The sequence below is a fragment of the Microcoleus sp. Z1_A1 genome (assembly GCF_036700305.1).
GTDB lineage: Bacteria > Cyanobacteriota > Cyanobacteriia > Cyanobacteriales > Microcoleaceae > Microcoleus.
In genome coordinates, this window is the sequence record NZ_JAUBOR010000022.1 from 91377 (window position 1) to 109406 (window position 18030).

General features: G+C 47.1%; 14 protein-coding genes. 10 read left to right on the forward strand and 4 right to left on the reverse strand.

The annotated features are described in order from the left end of the window. Positions 1-167 precede the first annotated feature (167 nt). The 6 genes from rpsB to QT973_RS16155 all read left to right on the forward strand — a co-directional run bounded on the left by rpsB (position 168) and on the right by QT973_RS16155 (position 9326). Positions 168-998 (forward strand): 30S ribosomal protein S2, encoded by an 831-nt coding sequence (gene rpsB / locus QT973_RS16130; protein WP_333056023.1) that lies wholly within the window; start codon positions 168-170, stop codon positions 996-998. Between the two features lie 415 nt (positions 999-1413). Continuing rightward, complete coding sequence (tsf, locus tag QT973_RS16135; RefSeq protein ID WP_333056024.1) at positions 1414-2073, forward strand: translation elongation factor Ts; 660 nt, start codon at positions 1414-1416, stop codon at positions 2071-2073. Between the two features lie 290 nt (positions 2074-2363). Continuing rightward, positions 2364-3293 carry a hypothetical protein gene (locus QT973_RS16140; protein ID WP_333056025.1) on the forward strand — a complete coding sequence of 310 codons (930 nt, stop codon included), beginning with the start codon at positions 2364-2366 and terminating at the stop codon, positions 3291-3293. A gap of 227 nt (positions 3294-3520) precedes the next feature. Continuing rightward, positions 3521-6028 (forward strand): ATP-dependent DNA helicase RecG, encoded by a 2508-nt coding sequence (recG, locus tag QT973_RS16145; protein ID WP_333056026.1) that lies wholly within the window; start codon positions 3521-3523, stop codon positions 6026-6028. A 556-nt stretch (positions 6029-6584) separates the two neighbouring features. Beyond that, a complete protein-coding gene (fusA, locus tag QT973_RS16150; protein ID WP_333056027.1) occupies positions 6585-8669 on the forward strand; it encodes an elongation factor G in 2085 nt (694 codons plus the stop codon). A gap of 120 nt (positions 8670-8789) precedes the next feature. Continuing rightward, entirely contained in the window at positions 8790-9326 is a 537-nt protein-coding gene (locus QT973_RS16155) for a Uma2 family endonuclease (protein WP_333100238.1), read from the forward strand. Between the two features lie 116 nt (positions 9327-9442). Here QT973_RS16155 and QT973_RS16160 read toward each other — a convergent pair whose 3' ends face one another. After that, complete coding sequence (locus QT973_RS16160) at positions 9443-10561, reverse strand: HNH endonuclease (protein ID WP_333210627.1); 1119 nt, start codon at positions 10559-10561, stop codon at positions 9443-9445. Positions 10562-10930: 369 nt separating this feature from the next. On the opposite strand from QT973_RS16160, the gene QT973_RS16165 reads away from it, so the two are divergent. Then, positions 10931-11365: a hypothetical protein gene (locus QT973_RS16165; RefSeq protein ID WP_333057013.1), complete on the forward strand. Its 435-nt coding sequence runs from the start codon at positions 10931-10933 to the stop codon at positions 11363-11365. Between the two features lie 123 nt (positions 11366-11488). On the opposite strand, the gene QT973_RS16170 is transcribed toward QT973_RS16165, so the two are convergent. Continuing rightward, positions 11489-12871 carry a UDP-N-acetylmuramoyl-tripeptide--D-alanyl-D-alanine ligase gene (locus QT973_RS16170; RefSeq protein WP_333057012.1) on the reverse strand — a complete coding sequence of 461 codons (1383 nt, stop codon included), beginning with the start codon at positions 12869-12871 and terminating at the stop codon, positions 11489-11491. A 408-nt stretch (positions 12872-13279) separates the two neighbouring features. Between QT973_RS16170 and QT973_RS16175 the strand changes: the two genes are divergently transcribed. Both QT973_RS16175 and QT973_RS16180 read left to right on the forward strand, forming a co-directional pair. Further along, entirely contained in the window at positions 13280-14557 is a 1278-nt protein-coding gene (locus tag QT973_RS16175) for a hypothetical protein (RefSeq protein ID WP_333057011.1), read from the forward strand. A 287-nt stretch (positions 14558-14844) separates the two neighbouring features. Next, positions 14845-15174, forward strand: coding sequence for an RNA recognition motif domain-containing protein (locus QT973_RS16180; protein WP_172192890.1), 330 nt, complete (start codon positions 14845-14847; stop codon positions 15172-15174). A gap of 231 nt (positions 15175-15405) precedes the next feature. On the opposite strand, the gene clpS is transcribed toward QT973_RS16180, so the two are convergent. Next, on the reverse strand, positions 15406-15687 hold the full coding sequence (gene clpS, locus QT973_RS16185) for an ATP-dependent Clp protease adapter ClpS (RefSeq protein ID WP_015178019.1): 282 nt from the start codon (positions 15685-15687) through the stop codon (positions 15406-15408). A 291-nt stretch (positions 15688-15978) separates the two neighbouring features. Between clpS and QT973_RS16190 the strand changes: the two genes are divergently transcribed. Then, positions 15979-16581 carry a DUF3172 domain-containing protein gene (locus QT973_RS16190; RefSeq protein WP_333057009.1) on the forward strand — a complete coding sequence of 201 codons (603 nt, stop codon included), beginning with the start codon at positions 15979-15981 and terminating at the stop codon, positions 16579-16581. 109 nt (positions 16582-16690) lie between these two features. On the opposite strand, the gene QT973_RS16195 is transcribed toward QT973_RS16190, so the two are convergent. Then, positions 16691-17971 (reverse strand): AMIN domain-containing protein, encoded by a 1281-nt coding sequence (locus tag QT973_RS16195; RefSeq protein WP_333210632.1) that lies wholly within the window; start codon positions 17969-17971, stop codon positions 16691-16693. Between the last annotated feature and the right edge of the window lie 59 nt (positions 17972-18030).

Consider the following 18030-nt stretch of genomic DNA (forward strand, 5'->3'; position numbering starts at 1 on the left):
AGTTTAAACCTAGTGATATAAAATTGTCAGAAAAAGTAGCGCGCGCTGTGATAAACTAGAAAAGTTGTTTAAATTCGCACATCCGGGTTTTCGGGTGTTTCTAGGGCGCAAACCTTCAGAAATACGACCGGGTGGAGGATTAACCCGAATTAGGAGTTAAAAATACAATGCCAGTAGTCAGTTTGGCTCAAATGTTAGAGTCAGGGGTTCACTTCGGACACCAAACCCGTCGGTGGAACCCGAAAATGTCTCCATACATTTTTACAGAGCGCAACGGGGTTCACATCATCGACCTCGTGCAAACCGCTCAGCTTATGGAAGACGCCTACGAGTACATGAGAGTTGCCTCAGAAAAAGGCAAAAAGTTTTTGTTCGTGGGTACGAAGCGCCAAGCTGCCGGGATTGTAGCCCAAGAAGCTCAACGCTGCGGTGCTTATTACGTCAACCAGCGCTGGCTGGGGGGAATGCTCACCAACTGGACGACGATTAAGTCCCGCGTGGAGCGCCTCAAGGATTTGGAGCGCCGTGAGGAAATCGGCGCCCTCGATTTGCTGCCGAAAAAAGAAGCTTCGGTACTGCGCCGAGAAATGGCAAAACTCCAGAAATATCTGGGCGGGATTAAATCTATGCGGAAGATTCCCGACGGAGTAGTGCTGGTAGACCAACGCCGCGAGTATAATGCGGTGTTGGAATGCCAAAAGTTGGGAATTCCGATCGTCTCTCTGTTGGATACCAACTGCGACCCGGATTTGGTTGACATTGCGATTCCGGCAAATGACGATGCTATTCGATCGATCAAGCTGATTGTCGGCAAGTTGGCTGATGCCATCTACGAAGGTCGTCACGGTCAGCAAGGCGGCGACTCTGATGAAGACTACGACTACGACGGTGGTTACGAAGGCGCTGAATATGATGTCGAAATCGAAGAATTGGATGACCCCGATTATGTAGATCCCGACGACGCCGCTGACGCTGACGGCGAAGAAACCGAGAGCTAGTATTGCGATCGGAATCTGACACCAGGAAATTAAAAATTAAAGATTGAAAATTAAAAATAATAATTATTTTTAGTTGGATATTTTTAATTTTTAATTGTACATAAGCTGGTCTGCATTTAAATTGTATGTCAAAAAAGATTAAAGTCTTGTGGGGTGGGCGTCCCGGCCGCCCTGAATATACAATTTAAATGGGCGACTGCTTAGCACGAGTCTAAGTCATTAGTAGATATCTGGCAAAAGCATTCATTGTGTGAGGGCCAGAATTAATTCTGGCGCTACACCTACAAAGTCGGTACTAAGATCGACTGGGTATTTCTTCACTCTGGTCTAATCATTAACATTAAAATTAGTGACTGATGACTAATGACTGATGACTAATGACTAATAACTAATTTTGATTGGGAACTTAAAGAAGATGGCGGACATATCTGCAAAACTTGTTAAAGAACTGCGCGAAAAAACTGGCGCGGGCATGATGGACTGCAAAAAAGCCCTCGTTGAAAACGAAGGCAATATGGAAACATCCATCGAGTGGCTGCGGAAAAAAGGTCTGGCTTCGGCAGGTAAAAAAGGTGGACGAGTTGCCTCAGAAGGACTTGTAGGTAGCTACATTCACACGGGCGGCCGCGTGGGAGTGCTGGTGGAAGTTAACTGCGAAACAGATTTTGTGGCACGTCGCGAAGAATTCCAAACTTTGGTGCGGAATATTGCGATGCAAATTGCAGCTTGCCCGAATGTGGAATACGTGAAAGTTGAAGATATCCCCGCCGAAGTTGTCGAAAGAGAAAAGGCAATTGAAATGGGCAAAGATGACTTGGGCAATAAGCCGGAAAACATCAAAGAAAAGATTGTTCTAGGGCGGATTGAGAAGCGCATGAAAGAGTTATCTTTGATGGATCAGCCTTTTATTAAAGATCAGAATATCTCGGTGGAAGAGTTGGTGAAACAAACGATCGCCCAAATTGGAGAAAATATCCAAGTGCGCCGCTTCGTGCGTTTTGTCTTGGGCGAAGGCATTGAAAAGGTAGAAGCTAACTTTGCCGATGAAGTGGCAGCCCAAATGGGTGTTCAATAATCCCAATTAAGATTGAGAATTAAAAATTAAAAATGTGAAAACTTGATTTTTTGCATTTTTAATTTTTAATTTTTATAGGACTTATGGACAGACTATATTTGTAGGCTGGGCACTGCAAAAGTTACTACTACAGACAGCGTAAAAAGTTAAAATTTGCGTAAGTCTTAAGCTGTTGTGCATTTAAATTTTTTGTTGAGGGCGGGATCGGCTGCCCACGCCACAAAAGTGAAAATTTATTTGACCATGGAATTTAAAAGTGGATTAGCTTATTTTAATTTTATACGAGAGATATGGTGCGACCAAGAGAGAGAATAGAGCAAGATTTGGCAGGACTCGAAGAGGCTTTAGCAGCCTTGAATATGGAGTTTCGCAGTACCTACGATGGTTATTTAACTGCGTTGGGACAAGCGGTGCGACAGCAGTTAATTTTGGCTTGCTATCACCTTTGCACTCAAGCAGTACCGGAGTCGTTTCTTAAGTTGTCCTTCGATGGGCGGCAAAAAATGCAGCAGTCTGTAAAGGCTTTGGCTGCGGCGTCGGAGGAAAAATTGCGATCGCTGGTGACTGAATCAGAAACAGAGGAAGAAATAGAGGAAGAAATAGAGGAAGAGGAAGACGAAGAGGAAGAGGAAGACGACTTCGACAAAGACGAAGAGGAAGAAGAGGAAGACGAAGAAGACGAAAAGGAAAAAAACCAAGTTTCCGCGATTAACTATCTATTTTCATTGGCAAATTATCAATTGCCAAATGCCAATTCCCCGGAAAGTTTGGCACGCTGGCAAAATAGTATTGAAAAGTCGATCGTCCATATACTCAAGCTGCTTTCTCGCGACACCAACCGCTTGCTGCAACAGTCGGGAATCTTGCCGAGTCAATTACCAGAACCGGTTCTAGAAGCTGCTTCTGCTGCTGAATCCTCCGGCGATAGTGTTGCCGGGCCGCCTAACTTATTAAACATAATTATTGAAACCGATGCCTCATCAGCATCGCGCAAATTGGCGGCAGCAACCTTTGGTAGTAGGGCACTGCACATTACAGCGATTAAACTGCGGCTGTCGGAAATAGAGTTTGCCGATGCGGGAACCTCGGCTTGGCGCCAGCAAATTCGTAACCTGTCTGTCAAGTTGAACTCGCTGGGCCGCGATTACCAGAAAAAGCAGCGGGAACTTGCTGTGGTGGAGGCTGAGTCGGCTTGGCGATCGAGTTGGTTTGAAGATTAGTCAGTTGTTAGTTGTCAGTTGACAGTTGACAGTTGTCAGTTGACAGTTGACAGTTGTCAGTTGGCAGTTGTCAGTTGACAGTTGTCAGTTGACAGTTGTCAGTTGTCCGTAGGTAATTGTCGGGAATTCTTGAGCTATGATTAATAACTAATGACTAACCACTAATGACTAATGACCAATGACCAATGACTAATGACTAATAACTAATGACTAATAACTAATGACTGATGACTAATAATCAACCCGAATGGCAGCGATTGCAAAAAGCTCTTTCAGTAGAAGCCGATCGCGGATTTAACGACATCCAAGGCAGTCAATACCGCTTCAGCGAGTTTCTGGGCCTGAGTTTGAGACAGTTGGCAGGTTCTGTGGCGGCTTCGGCGCGCGAGCGAGCCAGACAACTAGCCGCTGAATTTGACATCTACCCTCAGAAGGATCTCGAACAGCGCCAACATTCGATCGCCATTACGGTCAGTTTCCTCAGACAAATGGAGCAAGTTTGGGAACAAGAAACTCGCCACCAGCAAGAACAAGTAGCACAAGTCAGACCCGCAAACGCTCCCCAACCAACCGCCCCGGCAGTTTCCGTTCCCCGAACAGCACCCCTGAGTACAGCCGCCGCACCACCAAGCCTGACTCTTGACCAACAGTTAACCCGCGTCACCGGCATCGGCCCTGCCAACGGCAACCGCTTGGTCAAACTTGGTTTATACACTGTATATGACTTGCTTTACTACTATCCCCGCAATCACATCGACTATGCAAAGCAAGTACAAATTCGCGAGCTAGTAGCTGGGGAAACTGTCACTTTAATCGCCGAAGTAAAGCGATGCAATTGCTTTTCTAGTCCGAAGAATAAGAAATTAACCATATTAGAAGTAATTTTAAAAGACCGCACCGGAGAGATAAAAATTAGTCGTTTTTTTGCAGGCCCTCGCTACAGCAATCGCGGTTGGCAAGAATTCAAAAAGCGCGAGTATTGTACTGGTGCAGTGCTGGCAGCTTCGGGGTTGGTGAAGCAGGGTAAATATGGAATTACTTTAGAAAATCCTGAGTTAGAAGTATTAGACGACTCCGGCGGTGCGATCGAATCAATGAAAGTCGGCCGCCTGATACCAGTTTATCCGCTGACGGAAGGGGTGGATGCCGGTTCGGTGAGGCGATCGATTTTGGCTGCAATGCCGGCGGCGAAAATGTTGCCAGAATCGCTACCAGAGGATTTGCGCGAGCGTTACGGTTTAATGGGTTTAGCCGATGCCGTGACTAATATTCACTTTCCGCTCGATCGAGATTGTTTGGCCGCCGCCCGCCGTCGCTTAGTTTTTGACGAATTTTTCTACCTGCAATTAGGACTTTTAAAGCGCCGCCAAACCCAAAGAAAAGCTCAAGCTAGTGCAGTCATCCTTCCTACTGGCAAATTGATCGAACATTTTTATGAAATCTTGCCTTTTGCCTTGACTAATGCTCAGGAAAGAGTCATCAATGACATCCTCAACGATTTAGCTTCATCGCAACCGATGAACAGATTAGTGCAAGGCGATGTCGGTGCTGGCAAAACCGTAGTAGCTGTCGTGGCAATGCTAGCAGCAATTCAATCCGGCTATCAAGCCGCTTTAATGGCGCCGACAGAAGTTTTAGCAGAACAGCATTACCGCAAATTGGTAGGTTGGTTTAACTTGATGCACTTGTCTGTCGAACTGTTAACTGGTTCCACAAAAGTAGCCAAGCGCCGCGAAATTCACAACCAATTAGAAACCGGAGAATTACCTGTTTTAGTGGGAACTCACGCGCTGATTCAAGATACAGTGAATTTCCATAAATTGGGTTTGGCGGTAATTGACGAACAGCACAGATTCGGTGTGCAGCAGCGCGCTAAATTGCAGCAAAAAGGCGAAGCTCCCCACGTTTTGACGATGACGGCAACTCCCATTCCCCGAACGCTGGCGCTGACGCTGCACGGGGATTTAGATGTGAGTCAAATTGATGAACTTCCCCCCGGTAGGCAGGCGATTCAAACCACTGTACTGTCTGCCAAAGAACGAATCCAAGCTTACGATTTGATTCGGCGGGAAGTGGCGAGCGGGCGTCAAGTTTATGTGGTGCTACCGCTGGTGGAGGAGTCGGAAAAGTTGGATGTGCGATCGGCAATTGAGGAAAAAGAGAAACTTGAAAAAAGTGTCTTTCCTGAGTTTAAGGTGGGTTTGCTCCACGGGAGAATGAGCAGTGCCGACAAAGATGACGCAATTTCTAAGTTTCGGGACAAAGAAACTGATATTTTAGTATCTACTACTGTGGTCGAAGTGGGAGTAGACGTGCCGAATGCCACGGTAATGCTGATTGAAAATTCAGAGCGTTTTGGACTGTCGCAACTGCACCAGTTGCGGGGCCGAGTCGGTCGGGGCAGCAACCGTTCTTATTGTTTGTTAATGCCCGGTTCCAAAACGGCGGAAGCTATGCAGAGAATGAAGGTTTTAGAACAATCTCAAGATGGCTTTTTTATTGCGGAAATGGACATGAGATTGCGCGGGCCTGGTCAGGTTTTGGGAACTCGGCAGTCGGGTTTGCCGGATTTTGCTTTGGCGAGTTTGGTGGAGGATCAGGAGGTTTTGGAGTTGGCGAGGGCGGCGGCTCAAATGGTAATTGAGAATGATGAAAGTTTGAATCAATGGCCGGTGGTGCGGGATGAATTGGAGCGGAGATATCAGCGGATGATGAGTGGGTCGATTTTGACTTAGAGTGTTTTGAACGCAGCAACGGGGTTTTTAATAATATTTTGTAGTGGCCGGTTAAGCAAAGATATATCAAAGCTGCCAGTTTATTGCTGCACTCAGCCCCCCTCCTCCCCACAGGGAGGTTTATTTGCACCTACTTATTTAATGTCAGTAATGTAAGAAATCGGTTTTCTTCCCATAAACTCACGTAAAATCCTAGGTTTTTTGTCAGGAAACGCGGTTTATACTTTTTTGCTGAGACTGCTGCAAAATATCAGGTTGAGCGAAACGTCAAAAACACGAAGTTGTTGGGTAGGAGTGCCTCAACCCAACCTACTTTCGGAGACGATTTTTCCCTTGGTCTAGGGTATTTTTATGAGTTGTCAGGCTTGGGGCTCTTATTAAACCAAGAATCCTTCGCAGGAATGACGGAGAAGTGTCAAAATTAAGATAGTCCTGCCAGAAACAGGAAAAAGGAAATCCGGCCTGTACTGGCCTTACCAGGCAACATTGATTCCTCGCTTGTCACGCTTGCAGGTGGTCGCCGACGGTTCGTCGCATTTAATCTCAACACTAATTTATGAAAGATCTCACTCGTTATCGAAATATCGGCATCTTCGCCCACGTAGATGCTGGCAAGACCACCACAACTGAAAGAATCCTGAAACTGACGGGTAAAATCCACAAAATCGGTGAAGTTCACGAAGGCGCGGCGACTACTGACTTCATGGAACAGGAGCAAGAGCGCGGTATTACGATTCAATCCGCTGCTACCACCTGCTTCTGGAACGAGCATCAGCTCAACATCATCGATACTCCCGGACACGTCGATTTTACGATCGAGGTTTACCGTTCTTTGAAGGTTCTCGATGGTGGCATTGGTGTGTTCTGCGGTTCGGGTGGAGTTGAACCGCAATCTGAAACCAACTGGCGCTACGCTAACGATTCCAAAGTCGCTCGCGTCATCTACATCAACAAGCTCGATCGCACCGGTGCAGATTTTTACCGCGTTGTCCAGCAAGTTGATAAAATCCTCGGCGCTAAACCGATGGTAATGGTATTGCCGATCGGCATAGAAGAAAAGTTTTGCGGCGTAGTCGATTTGCTGACCCGCAAAGCCTGGATCTGGGATGATTCCGGCGATCCCCTGAACTATCAAATTAAAGATGTTCCCGCCGATATGGTGGATGATGTCGAAACTTGGCGCGAAAAGTTGATCGAACTGGCCGTCGAGCAAGACGACACTGTGATGGAACAGTATCTCGAAGGCAACGAGCCGAGCCTCGACGACCTCAAGCGCTGCATTCGCAAAGGTACTCGCGATCGGGCATTTTTCCCCACCTACTGCGGCTCATCGTTTAAAAACAAAGGCGTGCAGTTGGTTCTCGATGCCGTAGTTGACTACCTACCAAACCCGATGGAAGTCACACCGCAGCCAGAAGTCGATCTCGATGGCGAGGAAACCGGCGAGTTTGCGATCGTCGATCCCAACAGGCCATTGCGGGCACTCGCGTTTAAGATCATGGACGATCGCTACGGCGCTCTAACCTTCACACGCTTGTACTCCGGTACTCTGTCCAAGGGCGACACCGTACTCAACACCGCCACAGGCAAAACCGAGCGCATCAGTCGTTTGGTGGAAATGCACGCCAACTCTCGCGAAGAAATTGAATCGGCCCAAGCAGGGGACATTGTGGCGATCGTCGGTATGAAAAACGTCCGCACCGGACACACCATCTGCGACCCCAAAAATCCCGCAACCCTAGAGCCGATGGTATTCCCCGATCCCGTTATTTCGATTTCGGTCAAACCGAAACAAAAAGGCGGCGAAGAAAAAATGGGAGCAGCCCTCACCAAGATGGTGCAAGAAGACCCTTCCTTCCACATGGTGACGGATCAAGAAAGTGGCGAAACGATTCTCAAGGGGATGGGCGAGTTACACCTCGACATCAAAGTAGACATTCTCAAGCGCACCCACGGCATCGAAGTAGAAGTCGGCGAACCACAGGTAGCCTACCGCGAGTCGATTACCAAGCGCCTCGAAGACGATTACACCCACAAAAAGCAATCAGGTGGTTCCGGTCAATTTGCCAAAATCGGCTACGTGATCGAGCCTGGTGAGCCTGGAAGTGGCTTCATATTTGAGTCAAAAGTGACTGGTGGTAGCGTGCCGAGAGAATATTGGCCAGCGGTCGAAAAAGGCTTTGAAAGCTGCATCGACAAAGGCGTCTTGGCCGGATTCCCTTGCCTAGACTTGAAATTCACCCTTCTAGAAGGCGGTTTCCACCCCGTTGACTCGTCAGCAATGGCTTTTGAAATTGCTGCCAAAGCGGCCTATCGTCAGTCTTTGCCGAAAGCCGGGCCTCAGTTGCTCGAACCGATTATGAATGTCGATGTATTCACTCCAGATGACTACATGGGCGACGTGATCGGCGACCTCAACCGCCGCCGTGGGATGATGAAATCTCAGGAGACAGGACAAACTGGAGCGCGGATCAAGGCAGATGTGCCGTTGAGCGAAATGTTTGGTTACATTAGCGATTTGCGTACTATGACATCTGGCCGCGGTCAGTTTTCCATGTCCTTCTCGCACTATGCTCCTTGTCCTAATAACATCGCTGAAGAAGTGATTAAGGCGGCAAAAGAGCGTCAAGCTGCGAAGTAGTGTATTTGACTCCTGGTAGGTGCTATCTGGAGTCAAACAGAACAATTCAATCCCCGACAACTTCTACGAAGTCGGGGATTTAATCTAGATAATAAGTACAGTGAGGTTCGACAAAAAAATATGATTGAGTCGATCGCAACACTTTCACTAACAGACTTCCTCGCTCAACCGGATATTGAATCCTCGCCTGCATGGGAATTTATTCTGGGACGAGCAGTTCAAAAAACTATGCCAACCCTTTTTCATTCGCGACTGCAACACAACTTGGTTAACTATATCAACGATCGGACTGATCGATTTGAAGCGATACCAGAGTTGCGTTGCTTGGTACTTCCCTACTCGCCAGTACCAGATATAGCGATTGTAGCAGGCGATCGGCTTACCGATGAAGACGGACCACTTAATGGCGCACCGGATTGGTTAATTGAAATTCTATCGCCGGATCAAAGCACTTTAAAATTGCAGAATAAGATCCTCCACTGCCTCATTAACGGCACGCAATTAGCATGGCTAATCGATCTCTCTCACCAACAAGTTTGGGTATGGCAGGGTGAGGAGCTACCTATAATCTGTTCGGGTGCAGATATTTTACCAGTTTTAGGTATTCTCCCGGAACTTACGGTTGATGCTGTGATGGCTATGATTCGCCGACAGTAGGCATTTTATTAGAAAACTGGGTTTAAAACCCCGTTGATAGTAATTAGGGTTTGCTGAATATACCGCATATTGCGTGGTCTGGGTTTGCGATCGGCTTATTCAGGAAGCCCCACATATTAGATAGTAGAACCACGAGCAGACTTCAACAACATCTGGATTTCTTCAAGACTAAATGGTGGTGAACGACGATGAATCATAGCGTGACAATTTGGACAAACAGGACGCAAATCTTTTATAGGGTCAATTTCATACTCTTCTGCAATTTCTGAAAGGGGTTTTAGATGATGAACATGAATGAAACCTTTTCCTGGTTGTCCAAAAGTTTTGCCAAAATCGAAATCACAAATATAGCAACTAGAACCGTAATAATCAATACATTTTTGTCGAGCTTTAGGCTCTCGTTCATAGGCATTGACTGAAACTTGCCGTACAGCCCCTTCACGAAATGTTTGTACTGAATCTACTTCATCAGGAAAGAATCTAGTAGTAGTTACAGATTCCTGAACCTGAAGCGGATTTTGATTTTGCCAATCCAACAAACATTTTAGGTATTCCTCAAAACGGTCTTCCTCACCAAGAAACACATTTGCTGCAGCACGAAAGATCGCAAAGAGTGTGACAAAGTTATCAATCACTGGCTGAGCTGCATCTAGGTCTTTAATAGGAAGAACTAGGGATGGACTCCAAATATAAGTACCATTCCAATCTCCTTCAGGAACCAATTGCAGCTTGTTAATTAACTCATCAAAAGCTTCTCCCGGTAATCCAATAGCATAAGAGTAAACTTCATATCTACCCTGCTCGAAAATCCGAGTAACATCTTCCCAATGGTTCTTCAGGACTTGGACAATCGGATTACCTTCTAGCCCTCTTAATCCAAAAAAGTGCACAGACAAACTATCAGAAGTACACTCGAACCTCTGTTGGAAATACCAACTTTTTCCTTTTATAGCCAAGCCAGCGGTTGCTACTTTGACGGCCTTGGTTTTCTTGGCTCCAGATCGATGGGCTGGTGTAGTCGTTATTCGGCAATGTGAGAGTACATCTGTGCCATAAACCTGGTGAATTAGGCCACAAGCTTGTTCAATGAGAACCTTAAGCTTGGGGACAAGTAATTCTTGTAGCTTATCAGCACGCTCTCGATCATCCTCGACTGAGAAGAGATATTGTTCAGCAGACCCTATCAGTGGCAAGTCAACGATTTGTGACAATCCGGTCTCCTCAACTGAATTCATATCTGCTCTCCGACATGACAAGTCCAACGAAAACTAATCGATATTTTAGCTTTTTTTCGACATATCCTGAAATAGGTCATGCTTCCCCGGCTCCTAAAACTTGTGCTGTGGTGAGTTTCAGCCTTGTAGGGTGCGTCAATCGATTTTAGATTTTAGATTTTAGATTTTAGATTTTAGATTTTAGATTGACCCCACGGATAAATGCGGGGGCTTGAGGATTTTCGATTTTCGATTTTGGATTGATTCCACGGATAAATCCGGGGGCTTCTACCCTCAAGAAATTCGTGGTCAGTTAGAATACTTACAGGACTTGGGAAACGCTTATGGACTGACGCACCCTACTATCGTCTTTTAAATGCCGAACAGCTTATGACTCAAATAAATCCCGATCGCACTGCTGGTACAATTGCGATCGACGTTTGCGCTCAATCAAACGGGCAGTATCTTTGTCAGATTTCGTCATCTCTGAGCGATCGCCCTGATGATACCATGAATTTTTACGGACAAACGAAAGAACACGCGATCGCGATCGCCCTGGAAAATTTAGCATCTCGCTACCGCCAGCAAGCGGAAGACTCTCAAAATATAGATTGGGATGCGGTGGAAATTTCGGATTCTGGAGAGCCAATTGAAAAGCGTTATCACGTAATTTTGCACTACGAACGAATTGCTAAGGATGAATCTAAGTTTGAGGCAATGCACAATACAATGCTCGGAAATACAGTAGTTGAAAATGCCAAAATTTCAATAATTGAGATCGATCCCGATATCGAAATCGAGGCCAGAGGGCTATCAAAATATTGAGGCATCGGGACTTAGGTGCAGATGGGCATCTTACCCTACGCATCAACGATCGAAACGTGAGTTTGAGGCGGCGATCGACTAGAAGCGATCGCATAATTTCAAATCCCCAAAATTTCTTTTCTATTACTCCCCCGCAAAATCTGCCCTAAACTTCTCCACAACTCGATTTAACTCAACCGAATGAGAAGCCTTAAATAAAATCCGATCGCCCTTTTCGACAAATCCCAACAACCGCTTTGCTAAATCTTCCCGCCCATCCTTGGCTGTAATATCTCCTATCTCCACAAAAGGCAAACCCGCCGCGCCCGCGGCCATCGCCGCTGCTTCCTCAAAATCAGCAAAAACAAACAAAGCATCCAGATTCAACTCTCGCGCCGCCATTCCCACTTGTCGGTGAAATTCGATCGCCCTGTCGCCCAATTCCTTCATCGTTCCCAACACCGCAATCCGGCGCTTTCCTGGAGTATCTGCTAACAGTCTCAGGGCCGCCAACATCGACTCCAAACCAGCATTGTAAGTCTCATCCAGAATCACAATATCCTGCGGCAAATCGTAACGGCGCGCCCTTCCATCCGGTAACTGCACAGACAAACCTTGCTTTAAAACTTCCCAATCAATACCTAACACTTTCCCTACCGACAAAGCCGCCAAATAGTTTACAGCATTGTGCCGTCCCGGCAGCGGTAATGGTAATTCTATACCATCTATAAGTATTGTATCATTGTTGAGCAATTCTCCGCACAAATCCCCGCCTTCTAAACCGTAACTTAAAGTTTTTCCCTGCCAAACTTCGGTCGCAGTTGCGATTAATCTGTTACAATCGTGATTTAGAATAGCAATGCTATCAGCAGGCATTTCGGCTAAAAGTTCGCACTTAGCTTGGGCGATCGCCTCTTCGGAACCTAATCGCCCGATATGTGCCGTTCCTACATTAGTAATTACCGCAATAGTAGGACGCGCAATTTGCGACAGCAGCGCAATTTCGCCACTCCCGCGCATTCCCATTTCGATTACAGCATAATTGTGTGTCGATGAAAGCTCCAACAGAGTTTTCGGTACTCCAATTTCATTGTTGTAGTTATATTGAGTTTTAAGAACATTTCCACTCGTTGACAAAACCGCTGCAATTAACTCTTTAACAGTAGTTTTACCTACAGACCCAGTAACAGCAACTATAGGTATACTGAATTGGTCACGCCACCAACGGGCGATCGACTGGTAAGCTTTTAAAGTATCGTCAACGCGCAACAGCGGAAAATTAGGCAATTCCTCTTGCCAATGTCGATCGACAATCGCGGCAATCGCCCCCAAATCCCTGGCTTTTGCCACAAATTGATGGCCGTCAAAATTGTCTCCCCGCAGCGCCAAAAATACTTCACCCCCCTCAAGAGTGCGCGTATCTGTGGCAATACCTGTCCCTACAACTGTCAAAACGCCTTCAGACACAGTAGGCAAAGGTACAGTTAAAATTTCAGCAAGTTGGGCGATACTTACGCGACAAACCATAACCAGCACTCACATTTAAAATAATTATTTTCACAGCTAATTCTACCTCGCCCAACCTCAAATTTAACTAACAGCGGGCGGCGGATCGGGATTGACCTCGATCATCCTAATACTAAATCGTCGGTTCACCAAAAAATTATCCCGTACCCACCCACGATCTTTACCAATACTTTACACAGTCGATGGTATTTAAGGCCTTGCTAATTACCAACAATTCATGTCATGCTGGTGTTGATAAATAGTTTAACTAAGCAAAAAATATCGATCGGCATAAGCTGCTGACCGCTTCTACCCATAAGTCTCCGCCGGCGAGAAGCTCGGTTGACTCAATTATTGCGATTCATTTGCCAATTCATCAAAATAATAGCGCTGAAAGCTCCTGCCCCAGCCTCGGAGGGTTAATCCACAGTGAACGACTACAACAGACAAAGCCACGAAGAAGAACAGCTACTTTACAAGCACTGGCTGGAGTTGGTACAACGAGAGCAGCCTGCCGAACTCATCAGCCGCTTTCGCACTTTGTTTATCCAGGGTACCGGATATCCCGATCGCTCGATCGCCGAAGCACTCGAAAAAATAGCAGCCTCAAAACACGCCGAACAAGAATTCAAATACATTCTCAACCGCTGCTGCCACATCCTGATCAACCGCTGGCAAACCTACCCCAGCAAGCAAGCAGCCATCCCTGAATTGATCGCTCTGTTTGAAGAAGCACCCAAAATCTTATTTGGATACCATAGATCGCGGGGGCGAGGCTCCATCCCCCAATTAGTAAATCAATTTACCGAAAGCGAACAGTACCTCACCCTCCAACGTTTAGCCAAAGTCATAACTCACAACAATGAAGATAGCAGCAGCAAAACCCCTGCTACCCTCGCCCTCGGAACCTTAATTCCCCGCTACCCTTACCTGTACAAACACTGCCTGCTCAGCGACGACAGCAGCTACGAACAGCAAAAAATCATTAAAAAAATCCAAGCTCAAAAGCAGCAGCAATTTGAGATCAACCTCTCCCAGTATGTTGCTCACCAAGTGAGAAAAGCCCAAACAGCGCGTCGGGAAACCTCAATTGTCTTCAAAAGAAGTATACAACCTATAAAAAATCCGACCCTGTTGACCGACCCGGAACTATTCTTTGCCCTCAAGCAATTTGTCGGAAAAGTAGAAGGAGCAGATACCTACAGACAGCTAGCGGGCCGTTTCACGGCGAACGCCAGCACAAATCAGTCCTACCGCTCCTTTAAAGACGACTTGTACGAATACCTGATTTCTTCTGTCACCGACGATCGCTACGGCAAACGTCTCTTTAACGAAAAATTGTATAAGCAACTACAAAATACCCTGCCCCACAGCGACGATCAGAAGTTTAATGAATTTTTAATGATCAGAACTTGCAGCCAGTTATTGAACTTTTTAGTAGTAGAGAGTCCTGTGCGGCCCAACCACTTTGTCTTCATCGACTTGATCTCAAACCTCGGTCCCACCCAAACCACAGGTTTGCTGCTGAAAATCGTACTAATTTGCGGCAAAGTCAAGCCCTACCTAGAAAAGCGGCTGGCAATTTTGTTCGGTCACTACGAATGCAGTACTCGAGAAGGCGTAGTCTGGTTAGTCAAAGCCCTGGAAAACGTAAACCTAGCTTTGAGTACCAACTTTGGCAAGGTGGATGTATCTTTCCTGCGATGAGAGGGCGCGGCATAACTTTCTCTGCTTCCACTGCAGGCAAAACATCACACCGATCGACCAGGTTTCTGAATACCCTAAAAGTTTTACCTTTAATTAGAACAACTTAATTAACTCCTGAAACCTACTCAAAAGACTCTATTCTATGTTAAAGTATCAAGTGTGAATCAGATTCAGTTGCAGGCTTTGTTCATTGCTACAGAATTGTCTAAAAACTTGCCCTTCTGTATCGGCAGGGGACTCTCCGAAACTGAAATCTTCGCACTGTCTAAATTTTGGAGTTATTCCTCATGTCGATATACGTCGGTAACTTATCCTACCAAGTTACCCAAGAAGACATCACCACCGTCTTCGCCGAATACGGAACCGTTAAGCGAGTACATCTACCTACCGACAGAGAAACCAGTCGCCCCCGCGGCTTCGGTTTTGTAGAAATGTCCACAGATGCAGAAGAAGATGCAGCCATTAGCGCTCTCGACGGAGCAGAGTGGATGGGTCGCGACCTCAAAGTTAACAAAGCTAAACCCCGCGAAGATGAAGGCCGGGGTGGCGGCAACCGGGGCGGCGGTGGCCCTGGAAAATTTGCTCGCGGAGGGGGCGGCGGCGGAGGACGTTATTAATTTCCTCTGAGAAAGATTTGAGATTGGAGAGTTGAAATTGGCGCCAGAGCTCACCTAGCTCCGAACCACTTCCGGTCGTTCCGAAAAATCTATGCTCTTCAAATTTCCATATCTACCCGATTAAATATACCAAAAAGCCAAGGGCCTAACCCTTGGCTTTTTGGTATGTATGAGGGTTGACGGTATAAGTCGGAAATCGGCTGGGCGAATCCGTTGCAGTACCGTCAGGTTCTAATCGTCAGGTTCGATGCTGCTGCTCAATCCGTGATTATTGAGCGTTTCAGCGTAAAACTCAGCGTGTTCGAGAGCGCAAACAATCACCAATCCCATCCCGTTAGTATGGGCTTCCATCATCACATTTACCGCCTGTGGCTGAGTCAGACTCGGTACCGTCGCCATCAAAGTCTGCACCACGTACTCCATAGGATTGAAATCATCATTGTGCAGCAGAACGCGGTAGCGTGGTGCAAGCTTGCGGACTGTGGAAGGCTTTTGAATAATTTCGACAGACACTAATCTATACCTCCTGACTTGTAAAATGTTAAAATTTGTCAACAATCTTGAGCCGGATTCCTCCGCTGTGCAAGACTATCTCACTTTCAGCTATTTTATTGAAATCTGAAAATTCAGACAAGGCAGCCCCTTGGTCGATCGCAAGCTGTGAACCCAACACCAAACCCACAGGGCGTGTCCTGGGCCCTGGGCAACCACCTTCCTAGCGCCATAATATTAGAAAGGCGCGATCGGTTAAAAATAACAAACTACTACCTGTTGAGTCTCCAGAACTGAGGGAACGAACATTATATGAAACGCAAACCTAAATCCTACAACGACAGATTCAGCGGCGACCCATCCCGAGCAGATGAAGACTCCGACTACCCAGGCTCCTTTGGCGGACAGTCGCGGCGTCAACCTCAGTCCGGTAAACCCTCTTTCCTCAATTCCGCCACCCTAGGGATTTTAACAGCCGTCTTTATTCTGGGAATTGGCATTGGCATTGCCTTTAGCTCCACAGCTACAATTAGCCCAGAGAACGTAGCCTCCCGCGAATTTATCGATCGCAGCGCCCCGAACCCAGAACTTTGCGTGCAGTTTGGAGCAAGCGCGATGGTGACAGATATGCGCCTCTACGTCACCCTCAACCCCTTCAACGTCTACATCTCGCAGCCGAGTATGCGCCCCGGATGCGTCCTGCGAACCAATAACTGGGCAATTCTCGAACAAAGAAAACTCATCAGCCAAGACCAAGTGCGCGATTGCAAAAATCGCATGAACACCTTTGGCTTCACCGGCCCCTTGGAAGCTCAACCCGAAATTAACTGTATCTACCAAAATGACGGCGCTAAAAACCTGTTCCTCAACCAACCGGGTTCGATAGCTCCAACCAGTGAAGGTCAAAATTTCTAAATCGCCGATATAGCGGTTTTCAGTTGAGTCAATTACAGATATGGGGTAGGGATTTAGGCAAAGCCTAAGTCCCTACTTTATTTCAGAGAATGGAAAACTCCTTCTGGCTTCAAAAACCAAACTGGGGCAAATCTTCCGTTAACTGAACTTGAAAAATTTGGCCGGGTTGAATCGTAGCAGGTTGAGGAGCAGCCACGTAAGTTGTAGCAACACCACCTGCTGCTCCCGCCAACAAACCGACACCGGAAAAGCCGCTCAGCAAGAACAAAGCTAAGCCACCAATACCAGTATTTCGCAACAAACTGCGATCGGAAGGCTGTTGTCGGCGGCCTCCCACGGGTTCTGAGCGAGCCAACAGAGGAATATTGCGGCCGTTGAGACTAATAGCTTCGACCACAAATCGACTGCCGAGGTTGGTCGTTTCAAACCGACCGATGACCGGCGTATTAGCAGGTACGATCGTATTGCCGCGACTGTCGAAAATTCCCCCTTGCAGCAACAGCACTTCCTCTTGGCTGGGCTTCGCTTGCAGCCGCAAAGCCCGATCGCCCGGGTATAGTAAACTCAGCTCCGTGCCCGCCGGCAACAAGACATTCGCCCCAGTCGCAGCCTGCAAAGGAGCATTCGATCGTCCCCCAGGAAGCGGTTCACCAAAAGTAAGCGTCCGCTGTTGGGGTGCAGCAGCCGTTATTTGAGGATCTAGGCGGGGTAGAGCAGCAGCTTGTACCCCACGGCGTTCGTCAAGGCGAACATTGACTAAAGGCACTCTTAGCGGCCGGATTTGGTCATTGGGAGTTGGCGGCTGCGAATAATTTGTAGCGGGATTCGGGGAAGTAGGAGGCTCAGGTCGATCGACCTCTGGGGCAGCAGTTGAGTTGGAATCTGTCAGCCGCTGGTTTTGCGGTACTTGTATGGCAGGCTGGGGTTGAGTTTCGGGAGTTTCCATAATTCGAGTCGGTTCGATCGAAGGACGCAACACCCAGCGATTTTCTAACCCGCTTCTTTGGAATTGAACTTTCCCCGCGCTGAAACCGACTCCAGGAGCCAAATTGACCAGAATTCTCGCCGTTCCCGGTTGAAGTTGACTCACTTCCACAGAACGCACTCTGCCTTGCGGGTATAGCTGAGTTGTATCTACTCCGATCTCAGTATTGGGCAAATCCACAGCAATCTGAGACGGATTGAGTAGAGAATATCTGGGGGTTGTTCCCTCTGGGAGAGTAATTTCTAGCTGATTTGTCGCCGGATCGAATTTCCAACTTGTGACTGTAGAAGCATTTGCTGGTTCCAGTGTTGCTGGCACTGCTGCAACTGCGGCAACGACTGCTAGACTCAGACTCAGTGACTCGATCGCAAACAATCCGGGTGCTAGATAATAGACCTCTTGCAAAAAAGATATATGTTATAATCAGAAGTTTTAATTTTAATCGGCTAGAGCTAACTCATGAT